This is a genomic window from Pseudomonas sp. LBUM1653, assembly GCF_059716115.1.
In genome coordinates this window covers 6386278-6402438 of the sequence record NZ_CP166803.1, presented here as the reverse complement: position 1 = coordinate 6402438, position 16161 = coordinate 6386278, and the positions used below count along the sequence as shown (strand labels likewise).

The window sequence follows — 16161 nt, the reverse complement described above, 5'->3', positions numbered from 1 at the left end:
GTTAGTGGCTGGCAGCCAGGAACTCGTCGGTGGACACCACGTTGGCGTAGGCAAATCCCAGGGCCGACATGAATGCCGCATGAACGTGAGCCGCCGGGACGGTGAGGCCGTTGAACTCCAGATCACGGGAGGCACAGGCATCGTGAATCACCGTGACGCTGTAGCCGAGGTCGTTGGCGGCGCGGGTGATGCCGTCGACACACATGTGGCTCATGCTGCCAACCACCACCAGCTCCTTGATGCCTTGCTCGTCGAGAATCGACTGCAGTTCGGTTTCGCGGAACGAGTTGACGAAGTGCTTGAGCACCACCGGCTCATTGCCCTGGTTGAGGACTTTCGGGTGCAGCTTCGCGCCGTCTGAACCTGGGGTGAAGAACGGTGCTTCTTCGGAGGTGAATTCGTGGCGGATGTGCACCACCGAATCACCGGCGTCACGAAAGGCTTTGAGCAGACGAACGGCGTTGTCCGCAGCGGCATCGGCGCCGGCCAGCGGCCACTTGCCTTGGGGGAAGTAGTCTTTTTGGATATCGACTACGATGAGTGCTTGCTTGGCCATGACTGTTTCCTCGAAGTGCGATTTGGGTGTGGAATGAAGTATCGGCCTTGGCAGACCGTCCGGGGATTGGCCGCACCGACAATAGAAGGGGGAAAACTGACAATGGACGCACAAAGGGCAATCGCCGAGCTGGGCGTGTTGATCTATCCCGGCGCGCAGATGGCGGCGGTGCATGGATTGACGGATCTGTTCGGGGTGGCCAACCGGATCGCCGCCGAGCATCAAGAGGCGCGCTTGCCATTGCTGCGGGTCAGTCATTGGCAGGTCGATGGCGAGCAGGCGCCAGCTCGTGTCTATGACAGCCATCCCGCAACGGACGACGCATTGGTGGCGGTATTGATTCCACCGTCGATTGCCGGGTTCACCGAAGGTCAGGCGCCGCAGACGCTGCTGCGCTGGCTTCGCCAACAACACGCCAATGGCGCGACCCTCGGCGGTGTCTGCGTGGGTTCGCTGCTGTTGGCTGAAAGTGGACTGCTCGACGGTCGTAGCGCCACCACTCACTGGACTTCCGCAAAAACCTTCGCCCAGCGCTACCCGGCGATCAAGCTCAAGGCCGATACGCCTATCGTCGATGACGGCGACCTGATTACCACTGCCGGACTGATGGCGTGGTCTGAATTGGGTCTGCGCCTGGTGGATCGTCTGTTGGGCCCGAGCATTGCTACCGGCACTGCGCGTTTTCTAGTAGTGGAACACAGCGACAGCGCCAGTGAGTGCGGCAGCAACTTCGCCCCGATTCTCAACCACGGCGATGCCGCGATTCTCAAGGTTCAACACTGGCTGCAAAGCACTGGGGCCACCGATGTCTCGCTGACGGCGATGGCGGAGCGGGCAGGGCTGGAAGAGCGGACGTTCCTGCGCCGATTCCGTGCGGCAACCGGGCTCAAGCCCACGGAGTACTGCCAGCACCTGCGAGTCGGCAAGGCCCGGGAAATGCTCGAGTTCACCAACGGCACCATCGATCACATTGCCTGGACCGTGGGATATCAGGACCCGGGGGCGTTTCGTTCGACATTCAAGAAGATTACCGGGTTGGTGCCGAGTGATTATCGGGCGCGGTTTGGGGTGATGCCGAGTGCTGCAACCCGATAAAAAACATCACCTCCTAACCTGTGGGAGTAGTTAGGCTTGGGTCGTGCAAAATGCCGGAATGTTGAAGGGGGTCGTGCAGAATAAAGCAGGCGCGGTGCCATTAATCTTTCAGCAATAGACTGATTTATAAAGTGTTTTGATCAAGGCGCGCTTGGCCTGAACTCTGCACCCCATCAGCTACATTCATTTAGCGACAACTGAAGGGGGACGCATGACCCCAACAACCCGCAAGAAACTGGTAGTCGCCCATTCGGTGCGCCCCGATGCGCCGGTGCACGAAGTCGAAACCAATCGCGCCCTGGCCCGTTGGCTGGCGCAAATCCTCGGGCTCAAATTCGGCGGCAGTTACGACCCGCAGGTGCATAGCGGTCGAGACATTTATCTGTTGCCGACCCAGACACTGGTGGGCGCCGCTGCCGCCCTCCAGTTGGGCGTCAGGGGCCCAGAGGATTTGTGGGGCGGTTACGTCGAGCACGATTTCATCTGCACCAAGGCCATCAGCCATGGTTTGTTGAACAGGCATGCCCATGCACCGCAGGGCTGGGCGCCGATGTTTTCCGAGCGGGTGCGCACTGTGGTGCTCGACGGTCTCAGTGTTTTCTCCTTCGACGATGCACGGCCGGCGGCGGAGCATCTGCTCTACAGCGGTCCGATCCGCATAAAGCCGATTCATGCCTGCGCGGGGCGCGGTCAGGAAGTCATCAATAGCCTCGACCAGTTTGATGAAATTCTTGCCCGCCCTGAAGCGAAAGCGCTGTTCAGTGAAGGCGTGGTGCTGGAGCAGGACCTTGACCAGGTGATTACCCACAGCGTCGGACAGAGTTTCATCGGCGAAAAGGTGCTGAGTTACTGTGGTGATCAATACTTGACCAAAGACGCTCTCGGCGAAGAGGTCTATGGTGGTTCCAACCTGCTGGTGGTGCAGGGTAGCTACGACGATCTGCTGACGCTGGACTTGCCTGATGATGTGCGACTGGCGATCAGGCAGGCACAGGTGTTTGACGGCGCCGCAGACGAAGCCTATCCCGGTTTCTACGCTTCACGGCGCAATTACGACATCGCCCAGGGTGTCGCCAGCGACGGCCAGCAACGCAGTGGCGTGCTCGAGCAATCCTGGCGTATGGGCGGAGCCAGCAGCGCCGAAGTCGCAGCCTTGCAGAGCTTCGTCAACGATCCGGGGATGCGCGCGATTCGCGTGTCTTCGGTGGAAACCTACACCGATCAGCCGCTGCCGGCGGACGCTATCGAGGTGTACCGCGGGCCGGCAGAAAACAGTGATTTCCTCCTCAAGTACGTAACGGTCAAATCCTATGACGGCTAGAAGCGAAAGCATTCAAATCGACATCGACGACGAACAGATGAGCGGGACTTTTCTCAGCCCCAAATCGAAAGTCCCCGGCGTGTTATTCGTGCACGGTTGGGGAGGTAGCCAGGAGCGCGACCTGGAACGGGCGAAAGGCATCGCCGGGTTGGGTTGTGTGTGCCTGACCTTCGACCTGCGCGGGCACACTGGTGGTACGGGTATTCCGCTGACCCGCGTAACCCGTGAAGACAATCTGCGAGACCTGCTGGCGGCTTACGACCGTTTGCTCGCGCACCCGGCGCTTGATACCTCGGCGATTGCCGTGGTCGGCACCAGTTACGGCGGTTACCTTGCCTCGATCCTGACCTCTCTGCGGCCGGTGCGCTGGCTGGCCCTGCGGGTGCCGGCGCTGTACCGCGATGACCAATGGCACACGCCCAAGCGCGATCTGGACAAGCTCGATCTGCGCGATTACCGCAGCACGCTGGTGCGCGCCGATGGCAATCGGGCGCTGCATGCCTGCTCCGGATTTACCGGGGATGTGCTGTTGGTGGAGTCGGAAACCGATGAGTACGTACCCCACGCGACCATCATGAGTTACCGCGCGGCGTGCCAGCAGACCCACTCATTGACCCACCGCATCATCGACGGTGCCGATCACGCGCTGAGCGATCCCGTTTCACAGCAGGCCTACACCTCGATCCTGGTGGACTGGATCACGGAAATGGTGGTGGGTGAGCGGTTGAGCATTATTCAGTCCAAATGATTTTGTGGTGTTCATGCGGCCGCCATCGCGAGCAAGCTCGCTCCCACAGGGTCCCTGGTGTTCATAAATAATGTGTTCACCACAGATCCACTGTGGGAGCGAGCTTGCTCGCGATGGCGTCCGAAAGAACACCACCAATTACTTGGGCTTTTTCGAGATCCGCAACGACTTGGCCTTGGCCTCCACCAGCAGATACATCACCAGCGTGATCAACAACGGCAACAGGAAGTAAATCGCCCGATAAGCCAGTAACCCCGCCACCAGGCTGCCCCGCGATGCCTCGTGTTGCAGCAGTGCCACGAACACCGCTTCCAGTACACCGAGCCCGGCCGGAATGTGCGTGATGACCCCGGCGATGGCGCTGATCAGCAACACGCCAAGCACCAGCGGATAGTCCAGTTTGCTCGGTAGCAGAGTGAAAATTACCGCAGCCATCAACGACCAGTTCAACGCCCCGAGAGCCAGTTGCAGGATCGCCATGCGCAGCGACGGCAGGTTGATTTCCACCCCGCGGATCGCCCATTCCCGACGCCTGGAAAACTGGCACGCCGCCAGATACCCCGCACTCACCAACAACAGCAACACGCCCACCGCTTGTAGCGCGCCGCTGCTCAGTTTCCAGCCTGGCGGCATGCGCACCAGCCCGCTGCTAAATACCACGCCGGCAATCACCATGTAGCCGAACCAGTTGGTCGCGAGGCTCAGGCCGAGGATTTTCGCGATGTTGGCTTTGCTCACCCCGAGCCGCGAATACAGGCGATAGCGCATGGCAATGCCGCCGACCCAGGCGCTCAGGTTGAGGTTGAAGGCGTAGCTGATGATGCCCACCGGCAGGATCTGTTTCCACGTCAGGTCCTGGCGGATGTAGGTGCGGCCAATCAGGTCGAAACAGGCGTAGACCAGAAAACTCACCAGGGTCAGCCCGGCCGCGATGATCAAGGTGCGTACCTTGAAATCGGCCAGGGTGTCGAACACTTCGTTCCATTCGATGCGCTGGGCGAACATCGTCAACAGGACGATCAGCGCCAGGAAAAACAGCATCGTCAGCGGTCTTTTCCAACGGCTCCAGCGCGATTTCGCCGGGTGCTCGGCGTGGGACGCCGCATGTGCTTCAGTGCGACTCATGTTGATCGCTCCCGGTCGGTGGGGTGAACGCTTTCAGGCGTGGTTTATGTGCTGGCAGCCAACCGGCCCATGCCGGGAAATGGCGCAGGAAGTGGAACACCAGAAAACCCACGGTCATGTGCCAGACTCGCCCGCGCGGCGCCTTGTCCACCGACATCGCCTTGCAATGGTTGTCGCTGAGTTCTTCGAGCCGTTCGAACAGGTCACGGTTGAACGCACGGTCACGGATCAACACGTTGGCCTCGAGGTTCATCGACAGGCTCAACGGGTCCAGGTTGCTGGAGCCGACGGTGCTCCAGTCCTCGTCTACCAACGCGACTTTGCCGTGCAGTGGCCGGTCGCAGTACTCGTAGATTTTCACCCCGGACTTGAGCAGGTAATCGTAAGTCATGCGCGCCGCCAGTTTGGCCACCATCATGTCCGGCTGCCCCTGCAGAATCAGACGCACTTCAACGCCGCGGCGCGCGGCGTTGCGGATCTCGCGCAGTAACCTGTAGCCTGGAAAAAAGTAGGCGTTGGCGATGACCACGCGCCGCTGCGCCGTGCGCAGCGCCAGGCGGTACACCTCTTCGATGTCGGTCGCGTGCTCGGCGTTATCGCGGTACACCAGTCGCACCTGGCCATCGTGATCAGTCACAGCCAGTTCCGAGCGCCGCTGCCGGCGCCGTTGCCACCAGTATTTGGCGCGCGCCGGGCGTCCGCATTGCAGCAGGGCGAAGTGATGAATGTCGGCCACCGCCGGGCCCTGTACTTCAACCGAGTAATCCTGCTTGGCCTCGGGGCCGAAGTCGGCCAGATGATCGGCGGAGAAGTTGATTCCGCCAATGAACGCAATCGTCCCGTCCACCACCACGATCTTGCGGTGCAGGCGTCGGAACCAGTTGGTGCGGATGCCCAGGCGCTTCGGCGCCGGGTCGAACATCTGTAAGTGCACGCCGGCACCGCTGAGGGCGCTGAGGTAGGCGGCGCTCAGTTCGCCGCAGCCAAACCCGTCGAAACTGGCGGTGACGCGAACGCCACGTTGAGCCGCGTCGATGAGCACGGTTTTCAACTCTTCGCCGACCTTGTCCTCGAACACAATGAAAGTTTCCAGGAGGATTTCAGTTTTGGCCTGGCGCATTGCCTCGAATACCCGGGGGAAATAGGCTTCGCCGTTTTCCAGCATTTCGACCCGATTATTTCCGTGCCAGCCGTACTCGACGTCGACCGCCGTCGGCGCGCTCATGGGGGGCGCGGCCATCGTTTTCACCGTGGTTTTTTCCATCGACGGGATGCTCATAGCTCGATCTCCACCGACAACGGTGCGTGATCCGAAAGGTGGGACCAGGGGCGGGTCGCCAGCACCTGCGGATGGCTGGCCTTGAGGTTGCGTACGTAGATGCGGTCCAGTCGCAGCGCCGGTAAGCGCGCGGGGAAACTGCGCGCCGGCTTGCCGTGGTGCTCGGCGAACACTTCGCGCAAACCGCAGGGCTTGAGCAGGGCATCGGCGCGTTGGCGCCAGTCATTGAAATCGCCGGCCACGATCACGGGCGCATCGCCGGGCAATGACTCAAGGTGGCGGCGCAGTAACTTGAGCTGTTCATTACGGTGGGGTTCGCGCAAGCCGAGATGGACGCAAATGGCATGTACCTCCGGGCCTTCACCCGGCAGGCGCAGCACGCAATGCAAGATGCCGCGGTTCTCGTGGCCGCTGATGGACACGTCGAGGTTGTCGTGCCGAACGATCTGGAATTTCGACAGCAAAGCATTGCCGTGATCGCCTGCCGGATAGACCGCGTTGCGGCCGTAGGCAAACTGCGGCCAGAGAGAGTCCGCGAGAAATTCATACTGGGGCATCGCCGGCCAATTGTCGTAACGCTTGTGGTGATGTTCGTGGGTGCCGTGTACCTCCTGCAGAAACACCACGTCGGCGGACACACTACGTACCGCTTCGCGCAGTTCAGGCAGGATGAAACGCCGGTTCAACGCAGTGAAACCCTTGTGGGTGTTGACCGTCAGTATAGTGAAACGGTGCACCGTGGTATCGATGGTCGCCTGTTCGTCGGTGGCGCCAACCGGTTCGGAAATGCTCATGCCAGCACTCCTTCGGCAGCCAGCTCACCGGGGGCGGTGAGCAGGTCTTTGTCGAGGTCGAAGCGTTCCAGCAAACGCCGCGCATCGAAGGGTGCGCGGACCTTGATGTCGTTATCGAAGTAGCAGAACACTTCTCGGGATTTGCGCGCCCTGGGTTTCAGGCGCGGCGCGATCAGATGGGGATCAGCCGGTTGCCGCCCATGATGCCAAGCCTCGATCCGGTCACCCCAACGCGTCAATGCCTGAGGGGTGTAGCCGCTGGCGTAGAGCTCTTCGGCACCGTGCAGGCGCAGGTATACGAAGTCGCTGGTGAGGTCTTCGCGATACGGCCATTTGCCGGCGGTGTCGGCGATGACCAAGGCTGTGTTGTAGCGTTTGAGCAGGCGGACAAATGCCGGATCGATGAAGCTTTCGTTGCGGATTTCCACGGCATGGCGCAAGGGCTTTTTCTTGCTCGCCTTGAGGCTGGCGTGGCCGTTCACGTGGGAATCGTGCTGGCGGGCGAGGGCGGCGGCTTGTTGGGTGTCGTGAGGCAATTGTTCGAGGAAGGTCTCGAACAGTTCGGCGTCGAATTTGAAGTTGGGCGGGAACTGCCAGAGGATCGGGCCGAGTTTTTCCTTGAGTTCCAGAACCCCGGAGGCGAAGAAATTCGCCAGGGGTTTGTGGATGTCACGTAGACGCTTGATATGGGTGATGAAGCGTGGCGCTTTGACACTGAACACGAACTGCGCCGGGGTTTCGACATACCACTGGGCGTAGCGTTCGGGCCGTTGCAGGGCGTAGAACGATCCATTGATCTCGATACTGTTAACCGCCCGTGAGGCGAATTGTAATTCGCGCTTCTGGGCCAGCCCCTTCGGGTAGAAATCACCCCGCCAGGGCGTGTAGCGCCAACCTGAAATGCCGATGTGAATCGCCGCCATGTCGCCTCCCGTCTGACTGCCCCCTGATCTTTTGATGACTGCCAGACGGTGACGAAAGTTTCGGTGGGGCTACGGACGGTAATGATGATCGCACCTGTAGGAGCTGCCGCAGGCTGCGATCTTTTGATTTTGTTTTATAAGATCAAAAGATCGCAGCCTGCGGCAGCTCCTACACGACGATCCGGGTTGAGCCCTCGGTATACACCGGCCCACCGCGATCCAGACGTCCGCTCCAGGCAGTCAACGCCAACGCCACCAACACCACCAACCCACCGATCCACGCGGTATGGATCAACCCCATGTGCGCAACGATCAAGCCACCACCCCAGGCGCCCCCGGCGATACCGAGGTTGAATGCCGCGATGTTGAGGCCGGAAGCCACATCCACCGCATTCGGCGTGTGATGTTCAGCCTGACGCACCACATACACCTGCAACCCTGGCACATTGCCGAACGCCACGGCGCCCCAGACGAGTACGGTAGCCAGTGCCAGCCATGAGTTGCCGGCGGTGAAGGTCAGCACGAACAGCACGGCGGCGAGCAGGGCGAAGATGATTTTCAGGGCGCTGATCGGGCCACGCTTGTCCGCCAGTTTGCCGCCCCAGATGTTGCCGACGGCCACCGAGATGCCGTAGACCAGCAGCACCAGGCTGACGGTGCTGGCGCTGAAGCCTGCGATATCTTGAAGGATCGGCGCCAGGAACGTGAAAGCGATGAACGAACCGCCGTAACCGACTGCCGTCATGGCGTACACCAGCAGCAAACGAGGTTGCTTGAGCACTTGCAACTGTTGCAACAGTGAAGCGGGTTTGCTGTGGGCGATGTTTTTCGGCACGTAGAGCAGGCTGCCGATAAAGGCGATCACACCCAACGCCGATACGGCGAGGAAGGTTTCACGCCAGCCGAAATGCTGGCCGATGAAGGTCCCCAGCGGCACGCCAGTCACGAGGGCCACGGTCAGGCCGGTGAACATGATCGCGATCGCGCTGGCGGCTTTTTCCTTGGGCACTAGACTGGTGGCGATGGTCGAGCCAATCGAGAAAAACACCCCATGCGCCAGGCCGGTGACGATCCGCGCCAGGATCAGCGACTCGTAGCTTGGCGCTTGCCAAGCCAGAAGGTTGCCCAGGGTGAACAGCACCATCAATGACAACAGCAGCAACTTACGCGGGACTTTGCAGGTCAGGGCGGTCAGTACCGGGGCGCCGACGGCGACACCCAGCGCATACAGGCTGACCAGCAGCCCGGCCGACGGCAGGCTGACACCGAGGTCGGCGCCAATGGTAGGTAACAGGCCAACGATGACGAACTCGGTCGTCCCGATGGCAAAGGCGCTGAGGGTCAGCGCGAGCAAGGCAATGGGCATGACTGCAACTCCGGTGGGTTGATTTGATGGAGCGCAGTGTCAGGGGTTGGGTTGTGCGGAAAAATACAGGGATGAGCATTTGATATTTGTCTTGAGCGCAAAGATTGCCGGGCATTTGCCGGCCAGCACCGAACTAGTCCGGCATTTCTCGATCAGTTCCTTACAGTCCTATCCAACGGAGCGGATGCCTTGATCAGGCTCAAGACGGCGTTATTACTGGGGGCGCTGCTGTTCCTCGGCAGCGAGGAACTGGAGGCCGCGGCGATACCGGGGGTGCCGGCAGCGGCCACCGCCGCCACACCGCCGGCACACCCTGAACCCTTGGTACAGGGCGGGTTGCTGGGCGCCATCAGTTCGAGCATCGATGACATCCAGGGCAAGCTCAATCTCAACAAGGACCTGCTAGACGCCTGGCGTCTTCGCGCTGACCGTGCGGCCGATGAGGTGGATCAACTGGTCAATCGTCCATCGGCCCGTTCGAGCTGGAGCGTGGCGGGGGATTTCCTGCTGCTGACGGCGGTGTGGGCGGGTGTCTTCGGCCTGCTCTGGATGTTCGGCAAGTTTTTGACCGAACGCCTGTGCCGCCATCGCTTGCTGCTCAGTCGAGAGCGTGGGCAGGCGTTGCTTGGCTATGTATTGCCCTACAGCATCCCTGCGGTGATCAGCCTGCCGCTGACGATTTATGCCAGCCAGTTTTTGCCCGTGTCGGCCGGTCGGGCGCTGGCGTTGTCTTTTGCCTATGCCACCAGCAGTGGCGTGTTCGCGGCATCGTTAGTGATGTCCCTGGTGGTGCTGTTCAATGTCGGGCACAAACGCCGGGCGGTGCAGATCATTCGCCATGACAGCCCACGACCGCTGTTCGCGATAGGCTTCCTCGTCGCCCTGAGCGACGCCTTGACCAGCCCGCAGATTGCGCATCAATTGGGTAACAATCTCACCAGCAGCATCGCCGTGTTTACCGGGCTGGCGGCTTCGATTTCCTTTGGTTTGCTGGTGATTCGCATGCGCCGTCCGGTCGCCCATGTGATCCGCATCCTGCCGCTGGCCCAGCGGCGGGCGCAGCCAGCCTTGCGCGAAACCTTGCGGATTTTTTCCGGGCTCTGGTACTGGCCGATTCTGTTGATGGTGCTGGTGTCTATCATCAACCTGATCGGCATTGGCGATGACAACCAGCAAGTGCTGCGCAGCGCGCTGTTCACCACGGTGCTGCTGATTGCGACGGTGTTTCTCAGCACCACGCTGCACCACTTGTTCAAGTCCCGCAACGAGTCCGACGTGCGCCGCAGTGGCGCCTACAAAGAACGCTTCCTGAGCCTCTCCCACGCGTTGTTGCGTATCGCCATGGCCATCGTGTTCATCGATATCCTCGGACGAATCTGGGGTGTGTCGCTGTTCGATTTTGCGGTGAGCAATGCCGTGGGGCGGGCGATCAGTGACTCTTTGAGCCATATAGGTTTGATCTTCCTGGTGACGTGGATGGTCTGGGTGGTGCTCGACACGGCGATCCAGGAAGCCCTGAAACCACCGGCCAGCAAACGCGGGGCACGCCAGCCGAGTACGCGGGTCAAGACCATCCTGCCGTTGCTGCGCAATGCGATCAAAATCATCCTGGTGGTGATCTGCGCCATCACCACCATGGCCAATCTTGGAATCAATGTTGCGCCGTTCCTGGCCGGTGCCGGGGTCATTGGCCTGGCCATCGGTTTCGGTTCCCAGCAACTGGTGCAGGACGTGATCACCGGGTTGTTCATCATCATCGAAGACACCCTGTCCATTGGCGACTGGGTGGTGCTAGATTCCGGACATGCCGGCACGGTCGAAGGCCTGACTATTCGCACCTTGCGCCTGCGCGACGGCAAAGGGTTCGTGCACTCGGTGCCGTTTGGCCAGATCAAGGCCGTGACCAACCAATCGCGGCAATTTGCCTATGCGTTCTTCTCCGTGCAGTTCACCTATGACACCGACGTCGACAAGGCCATCGAACTGATTCGCGAGGCTGGGCATTCGATCAGCGACGACCCGTTCCTCAGGTACAACCTGCAAGGGCCGCTGGATGTGTTCGGCGTTGACAAGATGGACCTTAATGGCGTGGTGTTGACGGCACAATTTCGCACCGTGTCGGGCGGGCAGTATGCGGTGAGCCGGGCATTCAACCAGCGTTTGAAAAAGCTTGTGGATAACAGCCCCTGGGTACATTTCGCGCAGACTTATCCACAGCAGGTCTTGATGCAGAGACAGGTGGCGGAGCCTGTACATGATGGGGCGGTTGAGCCGGAGCATTCGGCGGTGTTATTGCCGGATCGGCCTCGTCCCCAGTAAGTTGACGTCTGGGCTTGCCTCTTCGCGAGCAGGCTCGCTCCCACGATGGATCTATGTGAACCGGGCCAATGTGGGAGCGAGCCTGCTCGCGAAGAGGCCGGGCCAGCTAACATCAGTGTCGGATCAGCTTGCTCTGCACTTCAGCCATGGCCTGCTGATCCAGCTCCAGCCAGAAACACTGCTTACCCGCGATCTCCGCGGCAGCCGGCAGCCCATCGCGATACACCAGTCGATTACTCGCCAGCGCCGGCACTTTCGCACCGGGCAGCAGGGTGCCGGCGAGGTTCAGCGGATCGACCCCGCAGACCGCGATCAAGCTGCCATCATGGGGCCGGCGCCGGACTTCGCGCAGCAATGGAATCGCCTCCGGCAGCGCGAACTGTTCGCCCGCCAACCCACTGACAAAGCGCCCGCCACGAATCTCGCCCCGCGCTTCCAGCCGATGGAAGGTGCGCAACAATTCCCGCCAGCTCGGCAGCCAATCGGCCTCACGCTCCAGCAATCGCCAGAACACCACACCGTAGCGGCGCAACAAGGTCATGGCGATGTGTTCCAGGGTGTCAGTGGGTGTTGACGTCGGTCGCGGGTTATCCACAACCGGCGCGGCAACCCCGCGTCGTAACAGTGCCCAGCGCCCGGCATCGTCCATGCCGCCGACAAAGGCCCCGCGCCCGCGTCGGCTACTACGCTGCTGGCGCTTGCTGGCCGGCGTGATCAGCGCCCGCAGGCCGGCGAAGCTGTCGGCGTTCACCAGCCCGGCACCCACCAGCTCCTGCAAGGCGATTTCCAGTTCCGTGCGCAGCAGATGAGCTTCGTGAATCAGCTCATCAAAAAACAGCGCGCCGTGCTGGCTGAGGGCGGCGTGAACCTTCTGTGTTTTGGGCGACAATACGCTGACCGGCGTCTGCTCGGCCAAGTCGCTCCAGAGACCGACCCGATTGCGCGGCAACAACACGATCGGCGTGCTGCGCAGCGCGGTGCCGGTGCTGCGGTTGCGCGCAGTGAGCCGGGTCCAGACCAGTTTGCCGCTGCGACACGCCTCATCCAGCCATGTCGGCGAATAATCCTTGAGTCGGGCCGGCAAGATGTCGCTGTCCCAGGCCGAAGCAGCGGCAGGGTAGCCTTCGAACTGGCCGATGATCGCCGGCAACACCGCGCTGCCCTGGCCTCGGGTGCTGCTGGACAGATGCTGCCAGTCGAACAGAAACCGCATGAAATCCTGCAATGCCACCGGCTCGATTTCCCGGCGCAGGCGCTTCACCGTATAGCGGTGAATCCGTGCCAGCAGATGCCGTTCGCACCATTCATCTTCAGTGCTGCCCGGAGTAAATCGGCCGCGCAGCACGTAGCCTTCGCGTTCGAGTTGCGCCAGCGCCTGGATGAGTTGAGTCGCCGGCAGTTGGAGCGGTTCGGCAATCGCCTTCAGCGGCAATGGACCAAAAGCGCTGAGCCGTGCGCGAATCACTTCAAGCACGGCGTCGTCCGCTTCCCAGTTTTCATCGAACCCCGGCAACGCCTCCAGCGCCGGCAACAAAACAGCCTGTGGATAAATTGCCCGCAGGCAGGTCAGTCGTTCCCGCGCCAGCCAAAGTGAATGGTTAATGCGGCAGGCACGGCCGCTGTCGGCCAGGGTATTCAACCAATCGAGCCAAGGGGGGTTGGCGCTGGCCTCAACCTCGGTGATGCACGCCAGGCTCATCAACGCCTCGTGCATTTCATCGACACCGCTGGGTGTCGGCCAAGCTTCATCGCGCACGGCGGCAATCGCCTCGGCGTCCAACGCACCGAGGTCATCGGTGGATTGTGGGTCGCTCCAGCGCCGATTGATAACGGCTTGTGTGCGGCGCTCTTCCAGCGGCGCATCGTCAAGAAAGGTGTAAGGCCGGGCGCTGAGTATTTCCGCCGCGAGCGGCGAGGGCGCCGGCAGGTCACGGCTGATCAGGCGGATCTCACCGCGTTCCATGCGCCGCAACAACGCCAGCCAGCCTTCGCTATCCATGGCTTCGTGCAGGCAATCATCGAGGGTTTGCTCCACCAGCGGATGGTCGGGAACTTCCCGTTCGCCAACCAGGTTTTCCACGCAGGCAATCTGATCGGGAAACACACTGGCGATCAGGTCTTCACTTTTCATGCGCTGGATCTGCGGCGCGACCTTGCGCCCGCCGGTATAGCGCGGCAACGCCAGCGCCACTCCGGCATTCCAGCGCCAGCGCACACCGAACAGCGGCGCCTCGAGCACGGCCTGGATCAGCGTGTGTTGCGCACTGTTGCTGTGTAGATAGCGCCAGACGTCGTCCAGCTCAAAACTGTGGCTGGTGGACAGCGACAAGACGATAGCGTCCTCGCTGGCGGCGGCCTGCAATTCGAAATTGAAGGTGCGGCAAAAGCGCTTGCGCAGGGCCATGCCCCAGGCGCGGTTGATGCGGCTGCCGAACGGGCTGTGGATGATCAGTTGCGTACCGCCCGATTCATCGAAAAACCGCTCCATCAGTAGCGTGTCTTGAGAGGGCAGGGCGCCGAGGGACTGGCGCGCACGGGCGAGGTATTCGACCAATTGTTCGGCGCTGGCCAGGTTCAGGCCGAGGTTGTCGGTCAGCCAATCGAGGCTTGGCTGCAAGTTGCCGGGCGTGGCGCCCAGTAGCTCATCGAGACGTGCTTGCAGGCGCGCGACGGCAAACGACAGTTCCGCACTGCGCCCCGGTGCTTCACCGAGCCAGAACGGAATGGTCGGAGGTTGGCCCTGAGCGTCTTCGACCCGGACCTTGCCGGTTTCGACCCGCAGGATCCGGTACGAGGTATTGCCCAACTGGAACACGTCGCCAGCGATGCTTTCCACGGCGAAATCTTCGTTGACGCTGCCGATATTCAGCGCTTGCGGCTCCAGCAACACGCTGTAGTCGGCGTTGTCCGGAATCGTCCCGCCGCTGGTCACGGCCGTCAGTTTGGCGCCCCGGCGACCGCGCAGGGTACGGTTCACGGCGTCGCGGTGCAGATAGGCGCTGCGGATACCCTGACGCCCGTTGTAGCCCTCGGCGAGCATGTGCAGCAGCGCCTGATAATGTTTTTCGTCGAGCGCGGCGTAAGGCGAGGCCTGCCGGAACAGCGCCAGCAACGCGTCCTCTGGCCATTCCTGGCAACTGATTTCGGCGATGATCTGTTGCGCCAGGACGTCCAGCGGCGCTTCGGGGATCTGCAGGGTGTCGAGTTCGCCCCGGCGCACGCAGTCGAGCAGCGCGACGCATTCAATCAGGTCGTCGCGGGTGGTGGCGAACAGGCGGCCTTTGGGTGTGCCGCCAACCTGGTGCCCGGAGCGTCCAACTCTTTGCAAAAAGCCGGCAATCGAGCGTGGCGAGGCGATCTGGCACACCAGGTCGACGTCGCCAATGTCGATGCCCAACTCCAGCGACGCCGTGGCGATCAACACTTGCAGCTCGCCACGCTTGAGCCGCTGTTCGGCGTCCAGGCGAAACTCCTTGGCCAGGCTACCGTGGTGCGCGGCCACGGCGTCCTTGCCCAGGCGTTCGCTCAGGTGGCGGCTCAGGCGTTCGGCCAGGCGCCGGGTGTTGACGAACACCAGTGTGGTGCGGTGTGCACGGGCGAGGGTGGCAAGACGGTCGTAGACCAGTTCCCAGACATCGTTGGCCATCACCGCCGACAGCGGCACGGGCGGTACTTCGATGTCCAGGTCACGCGGGCGGGCGTGGCCGATATCGACGATCTCGCAAGGGCGATCGCGGCCCACCAGAAAGCGCGATACCGCCTCGATGGGTTTTTGCGTGGCCGACAGGCCGATGCGCACCAACGGTTTGGCGCACAACGCCTGCAAGCGCTCAAGGCTAAGCGCCAGGTGGCTTCCGCGCTTGCTGGCGGCGATGGCATGGATTTCATCGACGATCACTGTGCCGGTGGTGCTGAGCATCCGCCGCCCGGAGTCGGAACCGAGCAGCACGTAAAGCGATTCCGGGGTGGTGACCAGAATGTGCGGCGCGGTCTTGCGCATCGCCGAACGGTCTTTTTGCGGTGTATCGCCGGTGCGCACGGCGGTGCTGATCCGCAGCTCGGGCAGACCCATCAACCGCAACTGTTCGGTGATGCCAGCCAACGGGTCTTGCAGGTTGATCTGGATGTCGTTGGACAGCGCCTTGAGCGGCGAGACGTAGACCACCAGGGTTTCGTCCGGCAGGCCTTCTGGGCTTTCCAGGCCACGGTGGATCAGGTCGTCGATCACGGCGAGGAAGGCGGTGAGGGTCTTGCCGGAACCTGTGGGCGCGGCAATCAGGGTCGAGCGGCGCTGGCGGATCAGCGGCCACGCCCGGGCTTGGGCGGCGGTGACCGTCGCGAAAGTATTGTTGAACCAGGCGCTGACGGCGGGGTGGAAGCCGGTCAGGGCACTGTCTGCGGGGATGGGCAGGTTCATGGGGCAATTTATGCGGGTGGGGGAGGGAAGTTGCAAGTACCGCTCAAGACCTTTGCTGGCCTTCAGGGCCCCTTCGCGAGCAGGCTCGCTCCCACATTGGGCCGGCGTACACAATTCCATTGTGGGAGCGAGCCTGCTCGCGAAGAGGCCATTAGCAGCACTACAAAACCCGGACATCTACACTTTACGGATGACGGTTGCGCACTAAACCCGCAAAA

General features: G+C 61.6%; 11 protein-coding genes. 4 read left to right on the top strand and 7 right to left on the bottom strand.

The features are described 5' to 3' along the window. Position 1: 1 nt before the first annotated feature. Positions 2-556 (bottom strand): cysteine hydrolase family protein, encoded by a 555-nt coding sequence (locus ACA054_RS28925; RefSeq protein ID WP_497687230.1) that lies wholly within the window; start codon positions 554-556, stop codon positions 2-4. A 102-nt stretch (positions 557-658) separates the two neighbouring features. Here ACA054_RS28925 and ACA054_RS28920 point away from each other — a divergent pair, with 102 nt between their 5' ends. The 3 genes from ACA054_RS28920 to ACA054_RS28910 all read left to right on the top strand — a co-directional run bounded on the left by ACA054_RS28920 (position 659) and on the right by ACA054_RS28910 (position 3720). Next, complete coding sequence (locus ACA054_RS28920; RefSeq protein WP_497687229.1) at positions 659-1651, top strand: GlxA family transcriptional regulator; 993 nt, start codon at positions 659-661, stop codon at positions 1649-1651. A 211-nt stretch (positions 1652-1862) separates the two neighbouring features. After that, on the top strand, positions 1863-2972 hold the full coding sequence (locus ACA054_RS28915; RefSeq protein ID WP_497687228.1) for a DUF3182 family protein: 1110 nt from the start codon (positions 1863-1865) through the stop codon (positions 2970-2972). Continuing rightward, the gene (locus ACA054_RS28910) at positions 2962-3720 is read left to right on the top strand and encodes an alpha/beta hydrolase family protein (protein WP_497687227.1); all 759 of its coding nucleotides are present in this window, start codon (positions 2962-2964) and stop codon (positions 3718-3720) included. The genes ACA054_RS28915 and ACA054_RS28910 overlap by 11 nt, the downstream gene beginning before the upstream one ends. A 138-nt stretch (positions 3721-3858) precedes the next feature. On the opposite strand, the gene ACA054_RS28905 is transcribed toward ACA054_RS28910, so the two are convergent. The 5 genes from ACA054_RS28905 to ACA054_RS28885 form a co-directional block, all read right to left on the bottom strand. Beyond that, positions 3859-4845 (bottom strand): lysylphosphatidylglycerol synthase domain-containing protein, encoded by a 987-nt coding sequence (locus tag ACA054_RS28905; protein WP_497687226.1) that lies wholly within the window; start codon positions 4843-4845, stop codon positions 3859-3861. Continuing rightward, entirely contained in the window at positions 4832-6124 is a 1293-nt protein-coding gene (clsB, locus tag ACA054_RS28900) for a cardiolipin synthase ClsB (RefSeq protein WP_497687225.1), read from the bottom strand. Before clsB ends, ACA054_RS28905 begins: the two co-directional genes overlap by 14 nt. Next, positions 6121-6918, bottom strand: a complete 798-nt coding sequence (locus ACA054_RS28895) for an endonuclease/exonuclease/phosphatase family protein (protein WP_497687224.1) — start codon at positions 6916-6918, stop codon at positions 6121-6123. Before ACA054_RS28895 ends, clsB begins: the two co-directional genes overlap by 4 nt. Further along, positions 6915-7841: a DUF72 domain-containing protein gene (locus ACA054_RS28890; RefSeq protein ID WP_497687223.1), complete on the bottom strand. Its 927-nt coding sequence runs from the start codon at positions 7839-7841 to the stop codon at positions 6915-6917. Before ACA054_RS28890 ends, ACA054_RS28895 begins: the two co-directional genes overlap by 4 nt. A gap of 169 nt (positions 7842-8010) precedes the next feature. After that, entirely contained in the window at positions 8011-9207 is a 1197-nt protein-coding gene (locus ACA054_RS28885; RefSeq protein ID WP_497687222.1) for an MFS transporter, read from the bottom strand. A gap of 189 nt (positions 9208-9396) precedes the next feature. Between ACA054_RS28885 and ACA054_RS28880 the strand changes: the two genes are divergently transcribed. Then, the gene (locus tag ACA054_RS28880; protein WP_497687221.1) at positions 9397-11526 is read left to right on the top strand and encodes a mechanosensitive ion channel family protein; all 2130 of its coding nucleotides are present in this window, start codon (positions 9397-9399) and stop codon (positions 11524-11526) included. 112 nt (positions 11527-11638) lie between these two features. Here the strand turns inward: ACA054_RS28880 and ACA054_RS28875 are convergent, their stop codons facing one another. Then, positions 11639-15943 carry an Lhr family helicase gene (locus tag ACA054_RS28875; protein ID WP_497687220.1) on the bottom strand — a complete coding sequence of 1435 codons (4305 nt, stop codon included), beginning with the start codon at positions 15941-15943 and terminating at the stop codon, positions 11639-11641. Positions 15944-16161 lie beyond the last annotated feature (218 nt).

Coding starts and splice junctions, on each gene's coding strand:
- ACA054_RS28925 (WP_497687230.1), bottom strand. CDS start 556: ATGGCCAAGCAAGCACTCATCGTAGTCGATATCCAAAAAGACTACTTC.
- ACA054_RS28920 (WP_497687229.1), top strand. CDS start 659: ATGGACGCACAAAGGGCAATCGCCGAGCTGGGCGTGTTGATCTATCCC.
- ACA054_RS28915 (WP_497687228.1), top strand. CDS start 1,863: ATGACCCCAACAACCCGCAAGAAACTGGTAGTCGCCCATTCGGTGCGC.
- ACA054_RS28910 (WP_497687227.1), top strand. CDS start 2,962: ATGACGGCTAGAAGCGAAAGCATTCAAATCGACATCGACGACGAACAG.
- ACA054_RS28905 (WP_497687226.1), bottom strand. CDS start 4,845: ATGAGTCGCACTGAAGCACATGCGGCGTCCCACGCCGAGCACCCGGCG.
- clsB (WP_497687225.1), bottom strand. CDS start 6,124: ATGAGCATCCCGTCGATGGAAAAAACCACGGTGAAAACGATGGCCGCG.
- ACA054_RS28895 (WP_497687224.1), bottom strand. CDS start 6,918: ATGAGCATTTCCGAACCGGTTGGCGCCACCGACGAACAGGCGACCATC.
- ACA054_RS28890 (WP_497687223.1), bottom strand. CDS start 7,841: ATGGCGGCGATTCACATCGGCATTTCAGGTTGGCGCTACACGCCCTGG.
- ACA054_RS28885 (WP_497687222.1), bottom strand. CDS start 9,207: ATGCCCATTGCCTTGCTCGCGCTGACCCTCAGCGCCTTTGCCATCGGG.
- ACA054_RS28875 (WP_497687220.1), bottom strand. CDS start 15,943: ATGAACCTGCCCATCCCCGCAGACAGTGCCCTGACCGGCTTCCACCCC.